At 38.2% G+C, this 14,960-nt stretch carries 10 protein-coding genes; 6 read left to right on the top strand and 4 right to left on the bottom strand.

Features of this window, described 5'->3' with window-relative positions; genetic code table 11:
* Positions 1-1,129 (top strand): HEAT repeat domain-containing protein (locus VB713_RS23670; protein ID WP_323313956.1); only part of this gene is annotated, 1,129 nt, incomplete at its 5' end.
* A 65-nt stretch (positions 1,130-1,194) separates the two neighbouring features.
* Here the strand turns inward: VB713_RS23670 and VB713_RS23665 are convergent.
* The gene (locus tag VB713_RS23665) at positions 1,195-2,298 is read right to left on the bottom strand and encodes a TRAP transporter substrate-binding protein (RefSeq protein ID WP_323313955.1); all 1,104 of its coding nucleotides are present in this window, start codon (positions 2,296-2,298) and stop codon (positions 1,195-1,197) included.
* 49 nt (positions 2,299-2,347) lie between these two features.
* Complete coding sequence (locus tag VB713_RS23660) at positions 2,348-3,514, bottom strand: FAD-dependent oxidoreductase (protein WP_323313954.1); 1,167 nt, start codon at positions 3,512-3,514, stop codon at positions 2,348-2,350.
* 364 nt (positions 3,515-3,878) lie between these two features.
* Between VB713_RS23660 and VB713_RS23655 the strand changes: the two genes are divergently transcribed.
* The 3 genes from VB713_RS23655 to VB713_RS23645 all read left to right on the top strand — a co-directional run bounded on the left by VB713_RS23655 (position 3,879) and on the right by VB713_RS23645 (position 8,199).
* A complete protein-coding gene (locus tag VB713_RS23655; RefSeq protein ID WP_323313953.1) occupies positions 3,879-4,610 on the top strand; it encodes a pentapeptide repeat-containing protein in 732 nt (243 codons plus the stop codon).
* 390 nt (positions 4,611-5,000) lie between these two features.
* Positions 5,001-6,455: a pentapeptide repeat-containing protein gene (locus VB713_RS23650; RefSeq protein WP_323313952.1), complete on the top strand. Its 1,455-nt coding sequence runs from the start codon at positions 5,001-5,003 to the stop codon at positions 6,453-6,455.
* Positions 6,456-6,777: 322 nt separating this feature from the next.
* Complete coding sequence (locus VB713_RS23645) at positions 6,778-8,199, top strand: S8 family peptidase (RefSeq protein WP_323313951.1); 1,422 nt, start codon at positions 6,778-6,780, stop codon at positions 8,197-8,199.
* A 543-nt stretch (positions 8,200-8,742) separates the two neighbouring features.
* Here VB713_RS23645 and VB713_RS23640 read toward each other — a convergent pair.
* Both VB713_RS23640 and VB713_RS23635 read right to left on the bottom strand, forming a co-directional pair.
* Entirely contained in the window at positions 8,743-9,042 is a 300-nt protein-coding gene (locus VB713_RS23640; RefSeq protein ID WP_323313950.1) for a hypothetical protein, read from the bottom strand.
* Positions 9,043-9,258: 216 nt separating this feature from the next.
* Complete coding sequence (locus tag VB713_RS23635; RefSeq protein ID WP_323313949.1) at positions 9,259-10,419, bottom strand: glycosyltransferase; 1,161 nt, start codon at positions 10,417-10,419, stop codon at positions 9,259-9,261.
* 183 nt (positions 10,420-10,602) lie between these two features.
* Here VB713_RS23635 and shc point away from each other — a divergent pair, with 183 nt between their 5' ends.
* Both shc and VB713_RS23625 read left to right on the top strand, forming a co-directional pair.
* Positions 10,603-12,537, top strand: coding sequence for a squalene--hopene cyclase (gene shc / locus VB713_RS23630; protein WP_323313948.1), 1,935 nt, complete (start codon positions 10,603-10,605; stop codon positions 12,535-12,537).
* A gap of 72 nt (positions 12,538-12,609) precedes the next feature.
* Positions 12,610-14,529 (top strand): pentapeptide repeat-containing protein, encoded by a 1,920-nt coding sequence (locus VB713_RS23625; protein WP_323313947.1) that lies wholly within the window; start codon positions 12,610-12,612, stop codon positions 14,527-14,529.
* Positions 14,530-14,960 lie beyond the last annotated feature (431 nt).

The following is a 14,960-nucleotide window of genomic DNA, read 5'->3' as shown; positions in this document are numbered from 1 at the left end:
TGAGAGTTTAGGAAAGATAGCAGTAGGGAATGAAGGGGCAATTACAGCTTTAATCCAACTCCTCAAAGATACTCAGAATGAAGATACCCGTAGGTATGTTGCTGAGAGTTTAGAAAGGATAGCAGTAGGGGATGAAGAGGCGATCACTGCTTTAATCTCCCTTCTTCATGACACTCAGAATGAATTTACCCGTAGGTGTGTTGCTGGGAGTTTAGGAAGGATAGCAATAGGGGATGAAGAGGCAATTACAGCTTTAATCCAACTCCTCAAAGATACTCAGAATGAAGATACCCGTAGGTATGTTGCTGAGAGTTTAGAAAGGATAGCAGTAGGGGATGAAGAGGCGATCACTGCTTTAATTTCTCTTCTTCATGACACTAAACCAGTAGGGAATGAAGGGGCGATCACTGCTTTAATTTCTCTTTTTCATCGCACTAAAAATGAAGATATTTTTTACCACGTTCTCCATATTTTAAACACAATTATAAAAACAGAAAATAACTATTTAATGACAGTCTCAGCATTAAAGAAACATCTCAGTAATGAAGTCTATGAAAACAATTTTAATTTCTACAAAAACTGTTTCAAAATCCTCTGGCATTCTGCCAAAAACCTCACCTATCCCCAATTTTACCAAGCATGGCACGCCACCAACACCACCACCGTTAACCAACTCGAACAACAATACACCGATATTTATACCCAATTAAAGGAACTGCAACCCACATCCACCACCTATCCCATCCCCCTCAACGCTGCTAACCTGGAAGGGAAAACCGCAGAAAAAGCCATAGCCAAAGGTATATTAATCAAAATTTATGGCGAAATCTTTCCCAAACAAAAAGCCGAAAACATAGAAGATATATTCGACTTAGAAAACCAACTCCAACCCCTGAGAGAACATCTAAAAACAGATAAAATCGCCCTCATTTTCTGTCACATTAATCCTCACCCAGAATTAATTAAATTCTGTCAGCAATTACAGAAGAATGACTGGTTAAAAATCGCCTTGATTACCGATACACCAATAGCATCTCCCTTGAGTGGTTTTCCGCCTCAACAGGATAATTTATTAGGAGTAATTCAAACTTGGTTAGAGGAATCAGAGATGTTTGAAAGGGGTTCATAAAATCTTCCAATCCCTAAAACTGTTTGGCATCTCGAAAGTTAAATCCGATATTGATCAATGAAATATTATTTACTATCACCAGTCACAAAATTAGCATAGCTTAATTCATTGATACGATTCCATGTAAAAATCTGTCCTCTAAATTTTTGCCACTGTTCATACAACTGTTTAAAAGTTGCATCCTTACTAGCATTCTCTTCATATATTTCAAAAGCAGCTTTTTTGGCAGCTTGCATAATTTCTTGGCTGTAAGGAGTTAATTTAGTTCCACCAGCCAGTAATCTTGTTAATGCTTCCCCATTCAAAGCATCATATTCAGTTAACATATTCATATTGGCTTCAAAGGTCGCAGTTTTGAATATTTCCTGATATTCTTTCGGTAATTTATCCCAAGCTTTCCGACTCACCAATACATCTAAAGTTGGACCCGGTTCCCACCAACCAGGATAATAATAAAATTGGGCGGCTTTATTTAAACCCAGGTTCTCATCATCATATGGTCCCACCCATTCAGCCGCATCAATTGCACCCCTATCTAATGCTAAATATATTTCTCCTCCGGGTAACACTTGTACATTTACTCCCAACCGAGACATAACTTGTCCACCTAAGCCAGGAATCCGCATTTTTAACCCATTCAAATCAACAACAGACTTGATTTCTTTCTTAAACCATCCTCCCATTTGCGCCCCAGTGTTACCAGCAGGAAAGTTGATGATATTGAAATTAGCATATATTTTTTGAATAGCTTCCAGTCCACCACCATGATACAACCAAGCATTTTGCTGTTGGGCATTTAAGCCAAAAGGTACAGTGGTAGCGAAAGCTAAAGCCGGATTTTTACCGATGTAATAATAACTAGCTGTGTGTCCACATTCCACAGTTCCCGCTTGAACAGCATCTAATACTTGCAATCCTGGAACTAATTCCCCAGCCGCAAAAGGAGTAATGGTGAAACGGCCATTGGTCATTTCTTTGACACGTCTGGAGATGGTTTCCGCGCCGATATAAGTCCCTAAAGTCTTTGTCCAGCTAGTGGCCATGCGCCATCTGACACTGGGTAAACTACCTTGTGCATTGCTAGATGTAACTGTTTTTGCACAAGCTGTGGCCAGTGTAGCCGTGGCTGTAGCAATTATACCTGTATTGATAATTTGTCTACGTTTCATGATTTTTTAAATTTCCATTACTCTATCTTGAGGCTGATAGTGCAATGTATCAGGTTTTTGGTAGATTTTGGAATTGTGCCATGAAACAGCTATCAATACAGTCTTTCCAGTACCACAATAATTGATGGGGCGGTAAAGTGAAATTTCCCCTAGTAGCTAATGCTTTTCTTTGGCCTGTACTAATCAAACTCAAATATGCTTTTTGCGGTTTGTAGGGTTTGAGTGATTTACCCAAAACCATCCTTCGCAAATTTTCATACAGCGGTTTAGCTTGACGCACTGCAAATACACCTGCTTTCGGTAGGTGATAATTTACCATAGTCGCAATATCACCCGCTGCAAAAATATGGGAATGGGTGAGAGATTGCAAATTATCATCTACTAAAATAAACCCTTGTTCATCAATACCAATTCCTGATGCTTTTACCCAATCTGCTGCTGATGCTTGTGTCACCCAGAAAACTTGATCACATTCAACTATTAAACCTGATTTACATTGAACCTCAAAATTTTTGTTTATCGGTGCAAGTTGACACACTGTTTCCTCTAAATGCAGTTTTACACCTTTGTTATTTAAAACTTCTTCCATGATTTGTCGTACTGATGGATGATGATTTGGCATTAATTCCCCACTTCGTTGAAATAAATGCATTTCTAAATTTTCAATCTCCAATTTTTGTAAACCTGCTTGCATTGATAACGCCAATTCCACACCCCCAGCACCACCACCCACAATACTAATACTTAACGGTTTTTGGGGATTTGCCGCTACATATTTTTGTAATTTATACCAATGTTCTAAAAGTTGTGCTACTGGTTTAGCACTAACAGCATATTCTGCTGCACCTGATACAGACAATTTAGCGGGAGTGCTGCCAATATCAATCGACAGTAGATCAAAATCTACAGCAGGTTGGTTAGCACAAATCACTTTATTATTTTGCAAATCTAGCCCAACTACTTGGTCAAAATACAGATGTGCATGAGCAAAGTTGCTTAAATTTTGCAAGTCAATATGACACTCAGCATAACTGTAAAATCCGGCAATATGTCCTGGTAACATTCCAGAATAGGGCGTATATTTATCTGGAGTAATTAAGGTCAAATGCAATCCAGGTAAAGGTTTATTACCCAAAAGTCTCAAAATAATAGCATGACTATGACCTCCACCAATCAGCACTAGCTTTTTCAGTATTGGTTGGGAATTTTGCGGCATTATCAGATTTAAGTAATTATGGTTAACGATTAAATATCAATATGATCATGATTCTGATCAGTTGTTTATGAATACTAAATAGTAGTATTAACAACTAAATCTTGAGACATATGTTTAACATATATTTTTCTTGGTGTCTATACCTCAAATGATTATATTTTCTTTTTTAAGTGCAGAGTAGAATTTGGCTTATCCCAAATAGCTGTAGATAATAGATATGATTTATCAACCTGCGAATAGTTCCTCTAGTATCTTTTGAATTGGAGACTTTAAATTGATTGGTAGTTATCTTAACTAATAATTCAAGGCTATTTATGTATAAAAAATTTAAAAGCCTCAATAAATCAAAAATAATACAAGTATTATGAGAGTGCCAAAAATATTTTCTATTACTTATAAGAAAGTTCAGAATACTAGCACGAAAATTATCCGGTGGATGCTGGTAATTAATGAAAAGCTAAACCATGATCAACACAATAAAAATCATCAGCATTACTTAATGAAAGTTGTAAATCGACTGAAAAATAATTCAATGGCAATCAGTCTAGATGCAATTAATGATTTAGAGCATCTCGCTGAAGTTAATCCACAATATCACTGGATAATTATGGATATGCTCACTAATTTTGTGCGAAATAAAGCTGCCAGTCTATCCCCAGAAGAAGTAACAAATAATTCTGCTGAAAACACCAAACAAGTAATTCAAGCAGCTATTACTGTGATTGGTAGGAGAGATACAAAATATGACCCAGAAGATGAGCAAATTGACTTAAGTTACACGGATTTAAGGGGAGTAAACTTGCAAGGTGCGAACCTGGAACAAACTAACCTTTATCAAGCTAATCTCTCAGAAGCAAATCTTGCTGGTGCAAACCTAGAGGGAGCGATTCTCAGTGCGGCAAATCTCTCTGGTGCTAATCTCAACTTTGCTAATCTCTCCCAGGCTATCCTCAGTGCGGCAAATCTCAGAGGGGCAAATCTCTCTGGTGCTAACTTACATCGAGCTAATCTATATTTAGCTAGTTTACAGGATGCGATTTTAAATGATGTTATCATGGATGAAGCAAACCTGAGGGAAGCTCAGTTTAAGTTTTAAGAAAAAATATATACCAAGTGTATAATGCTGATCACTGATCAAGTTGTCACTGAAATTTTTGCTTTCCAGGTATTGACATCTACTCCTATATAGGGGTAGATATAGAAGTAAATTATATGCTAGGTAACTCTTAACAGGGAAGAAGTAACCGGGTGAAAAGTCTGTCTATGTCTGATTTTTGTGATTTGTGTATGTCCTAACTTACTTAGTAACTGCGATAAATCTACAAACGGTCGGATATTTTCTAAAAAATATATTTATTCTCATTCTAACTAATTAATACAATGTTTAATTAAGTAAGTTCTAGCATATCTAACTTTGAAGCTAAATGCTATACTATTGTTTTTAATCATCTCAGTAATACTCATTATTGTGAAGCATCTTTCTGGTATGTCTGCTAAAAAGACAGACACAACTTTGAATTGGTTTATTAGCATCATAGTTATTGTTGCTATGTCCTTAATACTGATTGTCTTCGCATCTACTAATATTGAAAAGTTATCACTTCAGCAGCGAATAACTGATAGAAATCAAGCATTAACTACTACTGCCATAGTTTTTCTAGGTTTAGCTGTCATGCTTAATGCTTACTACGCAGCAAAGCGGACTCAAGCAATGCAAAAAAATGCGATTACAGCGGAAAAAAGCCTAGTAATTGACATAGAAAATACGAAACTGACTCAAGAAAGATTGATTGCAGAACGCTTTATTGGCGGAATTGCTCAGTTAGGACATGACAAGGTAGAAACACGTATTGGGGCAATTTATGCGTTAGAAAGAATTGCCCAGGATTTCCCGCAAGAACATTGGACAATTATGGAAATTCTCACCGCTTTTATACGGGAGAATGCAGCCATACAACTGGAGAGGAAACAACCCAAACCAGAAGATTTTATGGCGATTGATTTGGGTCAACAGCGAGAAAGAGCGCGTTATTCTATCCCTTTAGAGTCTTTTAAACTGCGTACCGATATTCAAGCGGCGCTAACTGTTATTGGTAGACGCAATTTTCAGCAAGACCGAGAAAATCAAAAATTGGATTTACGGAATACTGACATCAGACGGGTAGATTTAGCAGGGGCTAAACTGCAAGGGGTCGATTTGCGGGGATCTGATTTGTGTGGATCTGATTTGCGGGAGATAGATTTAAGTGGAGCAGATTTAGATGGGGTTAAACTCATTGGGTCGATTCTCTATGAAGCTAATTTGTTTAAAGCTAGTTTGCGGGGTGCTAATTTAAGTCGGGCGAATCTAAATCTTGCTAATTTATACGGGGTCAACTTGCGTTCAGCTAACCTATCTGGTGCAAGTTTGCGTGCAGCGAATTTACAAGCTGCTAATTTGTATAAAGCTAATTTGCAACAAGCAACTCTGAAAGCGGCTAACCTGTCTGGTGCTAAGTTATTTTTGGCTAATTTGCAAGGGGCAAAGTTGGGTAAAACTAATTTACAGTTAGCGGGTTTGACTGCGGCGAATTTGCAAGGTGCAAATCTCAATGGTGCAAATCTCCAAGGTGCAAATTTGAATGCTGCTAAATTGCAGCAAACAGATATCTATTTTGCTAACCTCAGCGAAGCTAGTTTGATGGAAGCAGATTTGCAACAAGCGAATCTGATGGGAGCTAATCTTTGTAAGGCTATTCTTGATGAAGCTGATCTTTCTTGGGCAAATTTGATGGGGGCTAATTTAGCGGGCGCTCATCTTTGTGATGTTAAACTGACCGGAGCGATTTTGACGGGGGCGAAAAACCTGGAATTAGAGCAGATAAATATGGCTTTAGGCGATCGCACTACTCGTCTACCTGATTATATCGAAATACCAGAAAGCTGGCGGCAATCTGTTTGAAAATTTACAGCTGCGGTCAGCAGTAAAACCATCTTGGTGCATTCTACTTTTCCAGGCAGGACACAAATTACAAATTATTTTGATTGTTATTAATTGCTCACATTAGAATTTTAATTAAGTTATTAAATCCTGACTTTTCAATTGTCATGATTGCTTGTTTTTTAAATCCTTAATTCGTAATCAAATTGGCTTTTTATCCCTATCAATTTATAGTAATTTTTGACCATGACTAATAAATAACGCTTTCAAGCTTTTGCTAGATAAAGGTTTGAAAAGATCATGCTGTTACAAAAAGATTACTATTTTTGAGGATAAAAGTCTGATGACACTAGATATTACTAACAATTTTTCATCCCCAAAGGAACTCAATATTACTCCTATTTCCCCAGTTAATATCTTTGATAATCAGGCTGACAATAGCTTGCGTTGGGGTAATCGTAGTAGCTCTCCAGAGCAGGAAACAAAAGAGTCTGTTGTCACCACTAGCAGCTATAACTCCAATAATGGCTATGGCTTAATCAATGCCGGCAAAGCAGTCAGTGAAGCTGCTGGTGAAAGTCCCTATCCAGATGCTCCTGACTTGGGTGGAAATAATTGGGGTGCAGATTTAGTGAATGCTCCAGCAGCCTGGGAGCGTGGACATACAGGCCAGGGTATTGTTGTAGCCGTTCTAGATACTGGAGTTGACTACAACCATAACGATTTGAATGATAATATCTGGACGAACAGTAAAGAAATCGCGGGCAATGGTATAGATGATGATGGTAATGGCTATATTGATGATATTCAAGGTTGGAACTTTGATAGTACTAACAATAATGTTTTAGACGACAACGGACACGGAACTCATGTTTCCGGAACTATCGCCGGGGAAAATAACGATTTTGGTGTGACTGGTATTGCTTATAATGCCAAAATTATGGCAGTCAAGGTTTTAGATAAAAATGGTTCAGGTTCTTATGCAAATATTACCAAAGGAATCTATTACGCTGTAGATAATGGTGCTAATGTCATTAACCTCAGCTTGGGAGGTAATTCTGGTAATAATACTCTCAAATCTGCCCTTGAATATGCCAGCAGCAAAGGCGTAATTGTGGTTATGGCAGCAGGTAATAATAGCGAGTCCACACCATCCTATCCTGCCCGTTATGCCGATAATTTAGGAATTGCTGTTGGTGCAGTAGATAAAAATAATAACCTCACTGACTTCTCTAACCGTTCTGGTTCTCAAGAAATCAAATACGTCACAGCCCCAGGTCAGGATATTTACTCTACAGTTCCCAATAATCAATATGCCACTTATAATGGTACTTCGATGGCAGCCCCTCACGTTGCTGGGGTAGTTGCGCTCATGCTTAGTGCCAACCCCAATCTGACTGATAGCCAAATCCGGGATATTATTACCCGTACAGCAGAAAATGGCACACAAACGCCAGAACCTACTCAGCCTTCAAATCCATCACCTTCTTTACCATTTCCATTTCCATTTCCTATTGAGTTACCCTTCAGTCTCATCAATATCGGCTCACTATTTCCCTTCAATAATATAGGTTCATTATTTCCCCTAGAAGCACAATCAATTATCCCATCAGAATCTGTTGTTTTATCTGCTGGTGATATGAGTACGGCAACACCTAAGGTAGAGGAATTCAGTTATCACAATCAGAGTAATGATAGATGGGAATTGCGTTACTATGACAGCAATTTAAATAATTACACAATTACTGAAGATGATAATTTTTAAGGAGTCAGGAGTCAGGAGGAAGAAGAATATTTTTCTCTTCTGTTCCCTGCTATATCAAACATTCTGTATCCTTATGCTATTGCAATTCCCATTCAGGTCAATACTTGTCGGTTAAGCTCAAAAAATGAAATTAGGTAGGTTGGGTTGAGGAACGAAACCCAACATTTACAGGCATTTGTTGGGTTTCACTATCGTTCAACCCAACCTACAAAAATTCTTAACCGAGCAGTATTGCCATTCAGGTGAGGTACAAGCAGTAAGAATGGAACGCAGATAAACACAGATGATTTTGTACCTCATAAGACTAGGAAACGCTATATTCTAGTAAATGATGTAAAAAAGAGAAGTTAAGGAAGTAAAAAAAGGTGATGTTACAACTTAACTTCACTTCATCTTTCCACACTTATCTCCTGCTAGAGCAGAGGCTTTGATTTAACTCCGCATACTAGATATCTCCGAAAATTGAATATGCGTCTTCCAAAATCCTTTTTCTACAATCTTTATTGGAGATATCTACTAGAGAAAGGGATTGGTGGGTTCGGTTTATTTGAGTTTAGCAACAGCGCCTTCAAAAGCTGTATTTAGTTCTTTCCAAGCTTTTTCAAAGCCAACTTGCATCTCTTCCCAAGCTTGCTCACTAGCTTGCTGCAATTCTTCTAATTTAGATTGAGCAGCATCACGCTTGGTATATATTTCTTCCAATTTATTGTTATATTCCAAGGCGGTATCTGCTTTTGCTTGATTTGCCTTGGCTTTCATTTCATCAATCTGAGCATTGAATTTATCTAATTGTGCTTTAACTTTATCTTGATAGACTTTTCTTTTGTCATTCTGCATTGTCATAAGCTTACCTGCAATAAATACATCGTGTAAAATGATGAAATTTGTTTTAAAAATCAGTCATCACTCACAACTTGATTTTAACAAAAATGCTTCTACTGACAATCATCCAATAGATATAAAAACAGTAGATCCTGATTGAGGAACTATATCTAAAGGAGTAAAAATTTCCAAATTAATTTTAAAAAGCTGACCAAACTTCGTTTATTTCTGCCTTTTTCAATAAACTCTACCTTTCCATTCACCACCACGCCCTTGCCAGTGACGGATAGCAGAATCTATGGTCATTAAAGTATAAAAAAGAGCAATTATAGGCAAACAACAGACTAACCAAAGGGAACATTTATAAAAACGTATGATGGGAAAATAAGCTAAAGTCATTAATAACCATGTGATTAAAGCAGTCAAAGTAATAGGCAAATTTCCCAATCCTAAACCTAAAATCATTCCTACAGGAGGTATTATATAAACTAAAATCATTCCCAACACACTTCCTAAAAGTAGCCAAGGAGAATAATTTAGTTGGGTGTAAGCACTGCGGGCTACCATATCCCAAATGGTTTTTAAAGAATCATAAGGACGCAAACTGTAAGTTAAAGAACTTAATCCTAACCAGATTTTACCTTGATTAGATTTAACAGCTTTTGCTAAAGAACAATCATCAATTAAAGCTTGACGAATTACTTGTATTCCCCCAATACGATTGAGGGCTACTGGATGAATTAACATACAACCTCCAGCGGCTGCTGCTATAGTTTTTTGGGGATTATTTACCCAGCGAAAAGGGTAGAGTTTTTGGAAGAAAAAGACGAAAGCGGGAATTAATAATTGTTCCCAAAAGCTTTGACAACGCAGTTTTACCATCACAGATACTAAGTCTAAATCCTCTGTTTTGGCTTTAGCAATTAATCGCCGCAGATTGCTAGGATCATGTTCTATATCTGCATCAGTAAGTAAAAAATAATCGGGTTGTAATTGACCGGCTTTTTGGATACCTTGTTCCATTGCCCAGAGTTTACCAGTCCAACCAGCGGGTAATTCTTGACTAGAGACAATATGTAATTTCTGGGGTTGATCTACGGCTTGGGCTACTTCTTGGGCAAAATGTGCTGTATTATCTGTACTGTGATCGTCTACTAAAAAGACAGTGAAATCACCAGGGTAGTCTTGAAGGAGGAGCGATCGCACACTAATGGCAATCACATCAGCCTCATTTCGCGCTGGAATCACCACACAGACTGTCGGTAAGGGTTGTTGTGTAGGAATGTCTTCATCTGTTTCTAATTGCTGATCTACGCGCCAAAACTGCCCCCAAAACAACAGCAAAAATAACCAAATCACCAAAGATAAAACCACCAACCCCAATAAAATTGTCGCCATATCTCTTGCAAACTCTCAGTGACTCACACAGAATACTCTGTTTTATCTTCTTCTTCCCTCTTCCTTCGCGCCCTTCGCGCCTATCCCTACGGGACACTTCGTGAACGCGGTTCAATATAATCCATATTCTTATACCAGGAAGATATGTGATTAAATATCATGTAGTGCGGAGAAAAGTAACTAATGCAAACACAAAACAGAGTACAAGTCAAGCAAATAGCAGAAGCAATTAAAGCCAGTCAAAAACATCTACTTTCCATTCAAAAGCCAGATGGTTATTGGTGGGCCGAATTAGAATCCAACGTCACCATCACCGCTGAAACCGTTCTGCTGCATAAGATTTGGGGAACAGACAAAACTCGGCCTTTACATAAAATTGAAACATATTTGCGATCGCAACAACGAGAACATGGCGGCTGGGAACTGTTTTATGGTGACGGTGGAGAACTGAGTACAACAGTAGAAGCTTACATGGCTTTGAGGCTGTTAGGAGTACCTGCAAATGATCCTGCCATGATTCGTGCTAAATCTTTAATTCTCAAAAAAGGAGGAATTAGCAAAACCCGCATTTTCACCAAATTACATCTCGCCTTAATTGGTTGCTACAATTGGCGTGGACTTCCTTCATTACCATCTTGGGTAATGCTGCTACCCGATAATTTTCCCTTCAATATTTATGAACTTTCCAGTTGGGCGCGTTCCAGCACAGTACCTTTATTAATAGTATTTGATCGCAAACCTATTTTTAAAATTGACCAACCCATAAATTTAGATGAATTATATACAGAAGGCGTGAAAAACGTCAAATGGGAATTACCTAAAAATGGTGATTGGTCGGATATATTTAATATCTTAGATAATGGTTTTAAATTAGCAGAAAGTTTAAATTTTGTTCCTTTTAGAAATGAAGGAATTAAAGCCGCAGAAAAATGGATTTTAGAACGTCAAGAAGCTACAGGAGATTGGGGAGGAATTATTCCCGCCATGTTGAACTCCCTGTTAGCATTGAAATGTTTAGATTATGATCCTAACGACCCAATTGTATATCGTGGTTTAAAAGCAGTTGATAATTTTGCTATTGAAACAGAAAATAGTTATTGTGTTCAGCCTTGTGTTTCACCCGTTTGGGATACAGCTTGGGCAATTCGTGCTTTAATTGATTCAGGTTTTCCCGCAGATGATCCAACAATAGTTAAAGCTGGAGAATGGTTATTAGAAAAACAGATATTAGATTATGGTGATTGGCACGTCAAAAATAAACAGGGAAAACCCGGCGCGTGGGCGTTTGAATTTGACAATCGCTTCTATCCAGATGTTGATGATTCTGCTGTAGTTGTCATGGCTTTACATCAAGCAAAATTGCCAAATGAGGAACTAAAAAACCAAGCTATCACTCGTGCTTTAAACTGGATTGCATCAATGCAATGTCAACCAGGAGGTTGGGCGGCTTTTGATATTGATAATAATCAAGATTGGCTCAATTCTGTACCCTATGGCGATTTAAAAGCCATGATTGATCCCAATACTGCTGATGTTACAGCCAGAGTATTAGAAATGTTGGGGGCTTGTAATTTATCAATTGCATCTCATAACTTAGAAAAGTCGCTCATTTATCTATTAAATGAGCAAGAAAAAGAAGGTTGTTGGTTTGGGCGTTGGGGCGTAAATTACATCTATGGAACTAGTGGAGTTTTGTCAGCTTTAGCTTTAATAAATCCGCAAAAATATCAACCAAATATAGAACAAGGTGCAGCTTGGTTAGTCAAAGTTCAAAATTCTGATGGTGGTTGGGGAGAAACTTGTTTTAGTTACAATGATTCTAATCTCAAAGGACAAGGAAACAGCACTGCATCTCAAACAGCATGGGCATTAATTGGACTTATAGCCGCAGGTGAAGCAACAGATAAATTAGCTATTGATAGCATTGAAAAAGGAATTAATTATTTATTAGAAACTCAAAAGTCAGATGGTACTTGGGACGAATCATACTTCACAGGAACGGGTTTTCCTTGTCATTTTTATTTAAAGTATCACCTCTATCAGCAATATTTTCCTTTAATGGCGTTGGGAAAGTATCAAGAAATTAAACAGAAATTCAAATTGGAAGCATTAAATTGAATTTAGCCAAAAGCGGAATAAATACCAGCAAGTGTGTATAAAATCTAATATACAACTCTTGCTGACGCGATTATGCCGCCAGACTACTCCGGTCAAAATCTCCGAGGGCGCTCTTTTAAAGGTCAAAACCTGACAGGAGCTAACTTTAGCAAAACCGATATTAGAGGCGCAAATTTTACCAACGCTATTCTTAAAGATGCTGATTTTAGTGGCGCTAAGGCTGGACTACAAAAACGTTGGGTGATTGGTTTGCTCTTAGCTACGTTAATAATGTCAGCACTAGCAGGGGTTTTCTCAATCTTGATTGGTGGATTTGTAGCGTATATTTTGAATTCCGAAAACAAAGAAAACTTTATTGCTGGAATAGTTACACTAGTTTTAGTGATAGTCTTTTGGATTGTCACTATTCGCAAGGGTTTAATAGCTGGAGTCGGAGCCTTCGCCGTAGCCTTCGCCGTAGCCTTCGCCGTAGCCTTCGCCGTAGTCGGAGCCGTAGCCTTCGCCGGAGCCGGAGCCGTAGCCGTAGCCTTCGCCTTCGCCGGAGCCTTCGCCGGAGCCGTAGTTTTTGTACTTTTTAGTGCTTACATAGGCTGGCGTAGTTTAGCGGGAGATAAAAAAGACGCTTGGCTTCGCTCATTTGCCATTGCCTTTGCTGCTACAGGTGGGACAAGTTTTCATGGTGCTGATTTAACTGATGCTGATTTTACTGGTGCAACGCTGAAAAACACAGATTTCAGAACAGCAAACTTAACGCGCACTCGTTTTTATGAAGCGACAAAACTTGATTTTGCCAGACCGGGTGATACCATATTAAGTAACGGTGATGTTCTCAATTTGCTCGTTACCTGCAATGGTAGGAGTAAATCTTATGCTGGTGCTAATCTCAGAGGCGCAAACCTGATAGGTGCAGACTTGAAAGAGGCTAATTTAAAAGATGCCGATATTATAGAAGCCACTTTTCAAGAAGCTAATTTAGAATGGGCAAATCTGGCTCTTACTCAAGCCGTCGGTACTAATTTCGCTAATGCTCAAATGACAGGTGCTTGTGTGGAAGCTTGGAATATTGAGAGTACTACAATATTAGATAATGTAGATTGTCGCTTTGTATATCTTTTAGAAAATCCTAAACCTGGAACAGATAACCGTGAACGTCGTCCTAGTAGTGGTGAATTTCAACCAGGAGAATTTACAAAATTATTTGAGGAGGTTTTAAATACTGTTGATTTAATTTTCCGCAACGGTATTGACTGGAAAGCTTTTGTTGATGCTTTTGGCAAAGTTCAAAGTCAAAATCAAGACACAGAATTATCTATCCAGAGTATTGAAAATAAAGGTGATGGCGTAGTTGTCGTTAAGGTGAATGCACCTGAAGGCGCTGATAAAGAAAAGATTCATAGCGATTTTACTCAAAATTATCAATTAGCATTACAAGAAGCAGAAAAATTTAAAGCTCTCTTACAAGCAAAAAATGAGCAATTTGAGAATATTAACCAAAAATACTCAGATTTGAGTAATATAACTAAGTTATTAGCCAGTCAAACAATCAATATTCAAAACAATCTGACACAGGATAATAAAAATATGACTAATAGTAATGATTCTAGCCGGAATATAAATGTTGGCAGAGATTTTAATGCAACTGGAACAATTAATTTAGGTGAAATCAGTGGTACTGTCACAAATACTATTAATGAATTACCACCTTCACCAGAACCTGACAAACCGGGAATCAAAGAGATTTTAACGCAACTGCAAAAAGCCATTGAAGCTGAGACTAATTTAACTCCAGAAGATAAAGCTGATGCTCTAGAACAAGTCAAAACCCTAGCAGAAGCTGGTAAAAATCCTCAAGAAGGAGGGATGCAAAAAATGGCAAAAACGGCGATTAAGATTTTAAAAGGGACAATTGCTGGCTTACCAACGGCAACAAAATTAGTTGAAGAATGTAGTAAGCTTTTACCAATAATTTCTGGCTTTCTGGGTTTAGGTTAGAAATCCCGTTAAGGTATACTGCAAACGGGTCAAACTTGGACTTATGTCATACTGACCGTAACGTAGTGCAGGGAAGTATCTCGGAGATTCTAGAGCCTACGGCACGCTACGCGAACACTTCGTTCAGAATGACACTTTTAACCCGTTTTTAGTATAGAACCTCCCTGAGAGGATGTTTGAAAAGTGGTTAGTGATGTATTAAAAACTTTAGATCCTCCTAAATCCTCCTTAAAAAGGAGGACTTTGACTCTAATTCCCCCCTTAACAAGCTACGGTGTACACACATCCTGATCCAGAGCGAGTTTTCAGCCCTAAAAACCGAATTTAACTGTAAATCCAGTTCCCCTCCTCGCTTGCGGTGAACCAGCGCTGTAGGCGGGTTTCCCACCGTAGGCGACTGGTGTGCCACAACGCGAGAGCTTTGCTAACGC

Origin of the sequence: Anabaena cylindrica UHCC 0172 (assembly GCF_034931625.1) — a bacterium.
GTDB lineage: Bacteria > Cyanobacteriota > Cyanobacteriia > Cyanobacteriales > Nostocaceae > Anabaena > Anabaena cylindrica_A.
This window is presented reverse-complemented; position numbering and strand designations above follow the sequence as displayed.

Excerpts from the sequence above, each read along its gene's own strand:
- shc (WP_323313948.1), top strand. The coding sequence starts at position 10,603 with ATGCAAACACAAAACAGAGTACAAGTCAAGCAAATAGCAGAAGCAATT.
- VB713_RS23655 (WP_323313953.1), top strand. The coding sequence starts at position 3,879 with ATGAGAGTGCCAAAAATATTTTCTATTACTTATAAGAAAGTTCAGAAT.
- VB713_RS23645 (WP_323313951.1), top strand. The coding sequence starts at position 6,778 with ATGACACTAGATATTACTAACAATTTTTCATCCCCAAAGGAACTCAAT.
- VB713_RS23665 (WP_323313955.1), bottom strand. The coding sequence starts at position 2,298 with ATGAAACGTAGACAAATTATCAATACAGGTATAATTGCTACAGCCACG.
- VB713_RS23625 (WP_323313947.1), top strand. The coding sequence starts at position 12,610 with ATGCCGCCAGACTACTCCGGTCAAAATCTCCGAGGGCGCTCTTTTAAA.
- VB713_RS23635 (WP_323313949.1), bottom strand. The coding sequence starts at position 10,419 with ATGGCGACAATTTTATTGGGGTTGGTGGTTTTATCTTTGGTGATTTGG.
- VB713_RS23660 (WP_323313954.1), bottom strand. The coding sequence starts at position 3,514 with ATGCCGCAAAATTCCCAACCAATACTGAAAAAGCTAGTGCTGATTGGT.
- VB713_RS23640 (WP_323313950.1), bottom strand. The coding sequence starts at position 9,042 with ATGACAATGCAGAATGACAAAAGAAAAGTCTATCAAGATAAAGTTAAA.
- VB713_RS23650 (WP_323313952.1), top strand. The coding sequence starts at position 5,001 with ATGTCTGCTAAAAAGACAGACACAACTTTGAATTGGTTTATTAGCATC.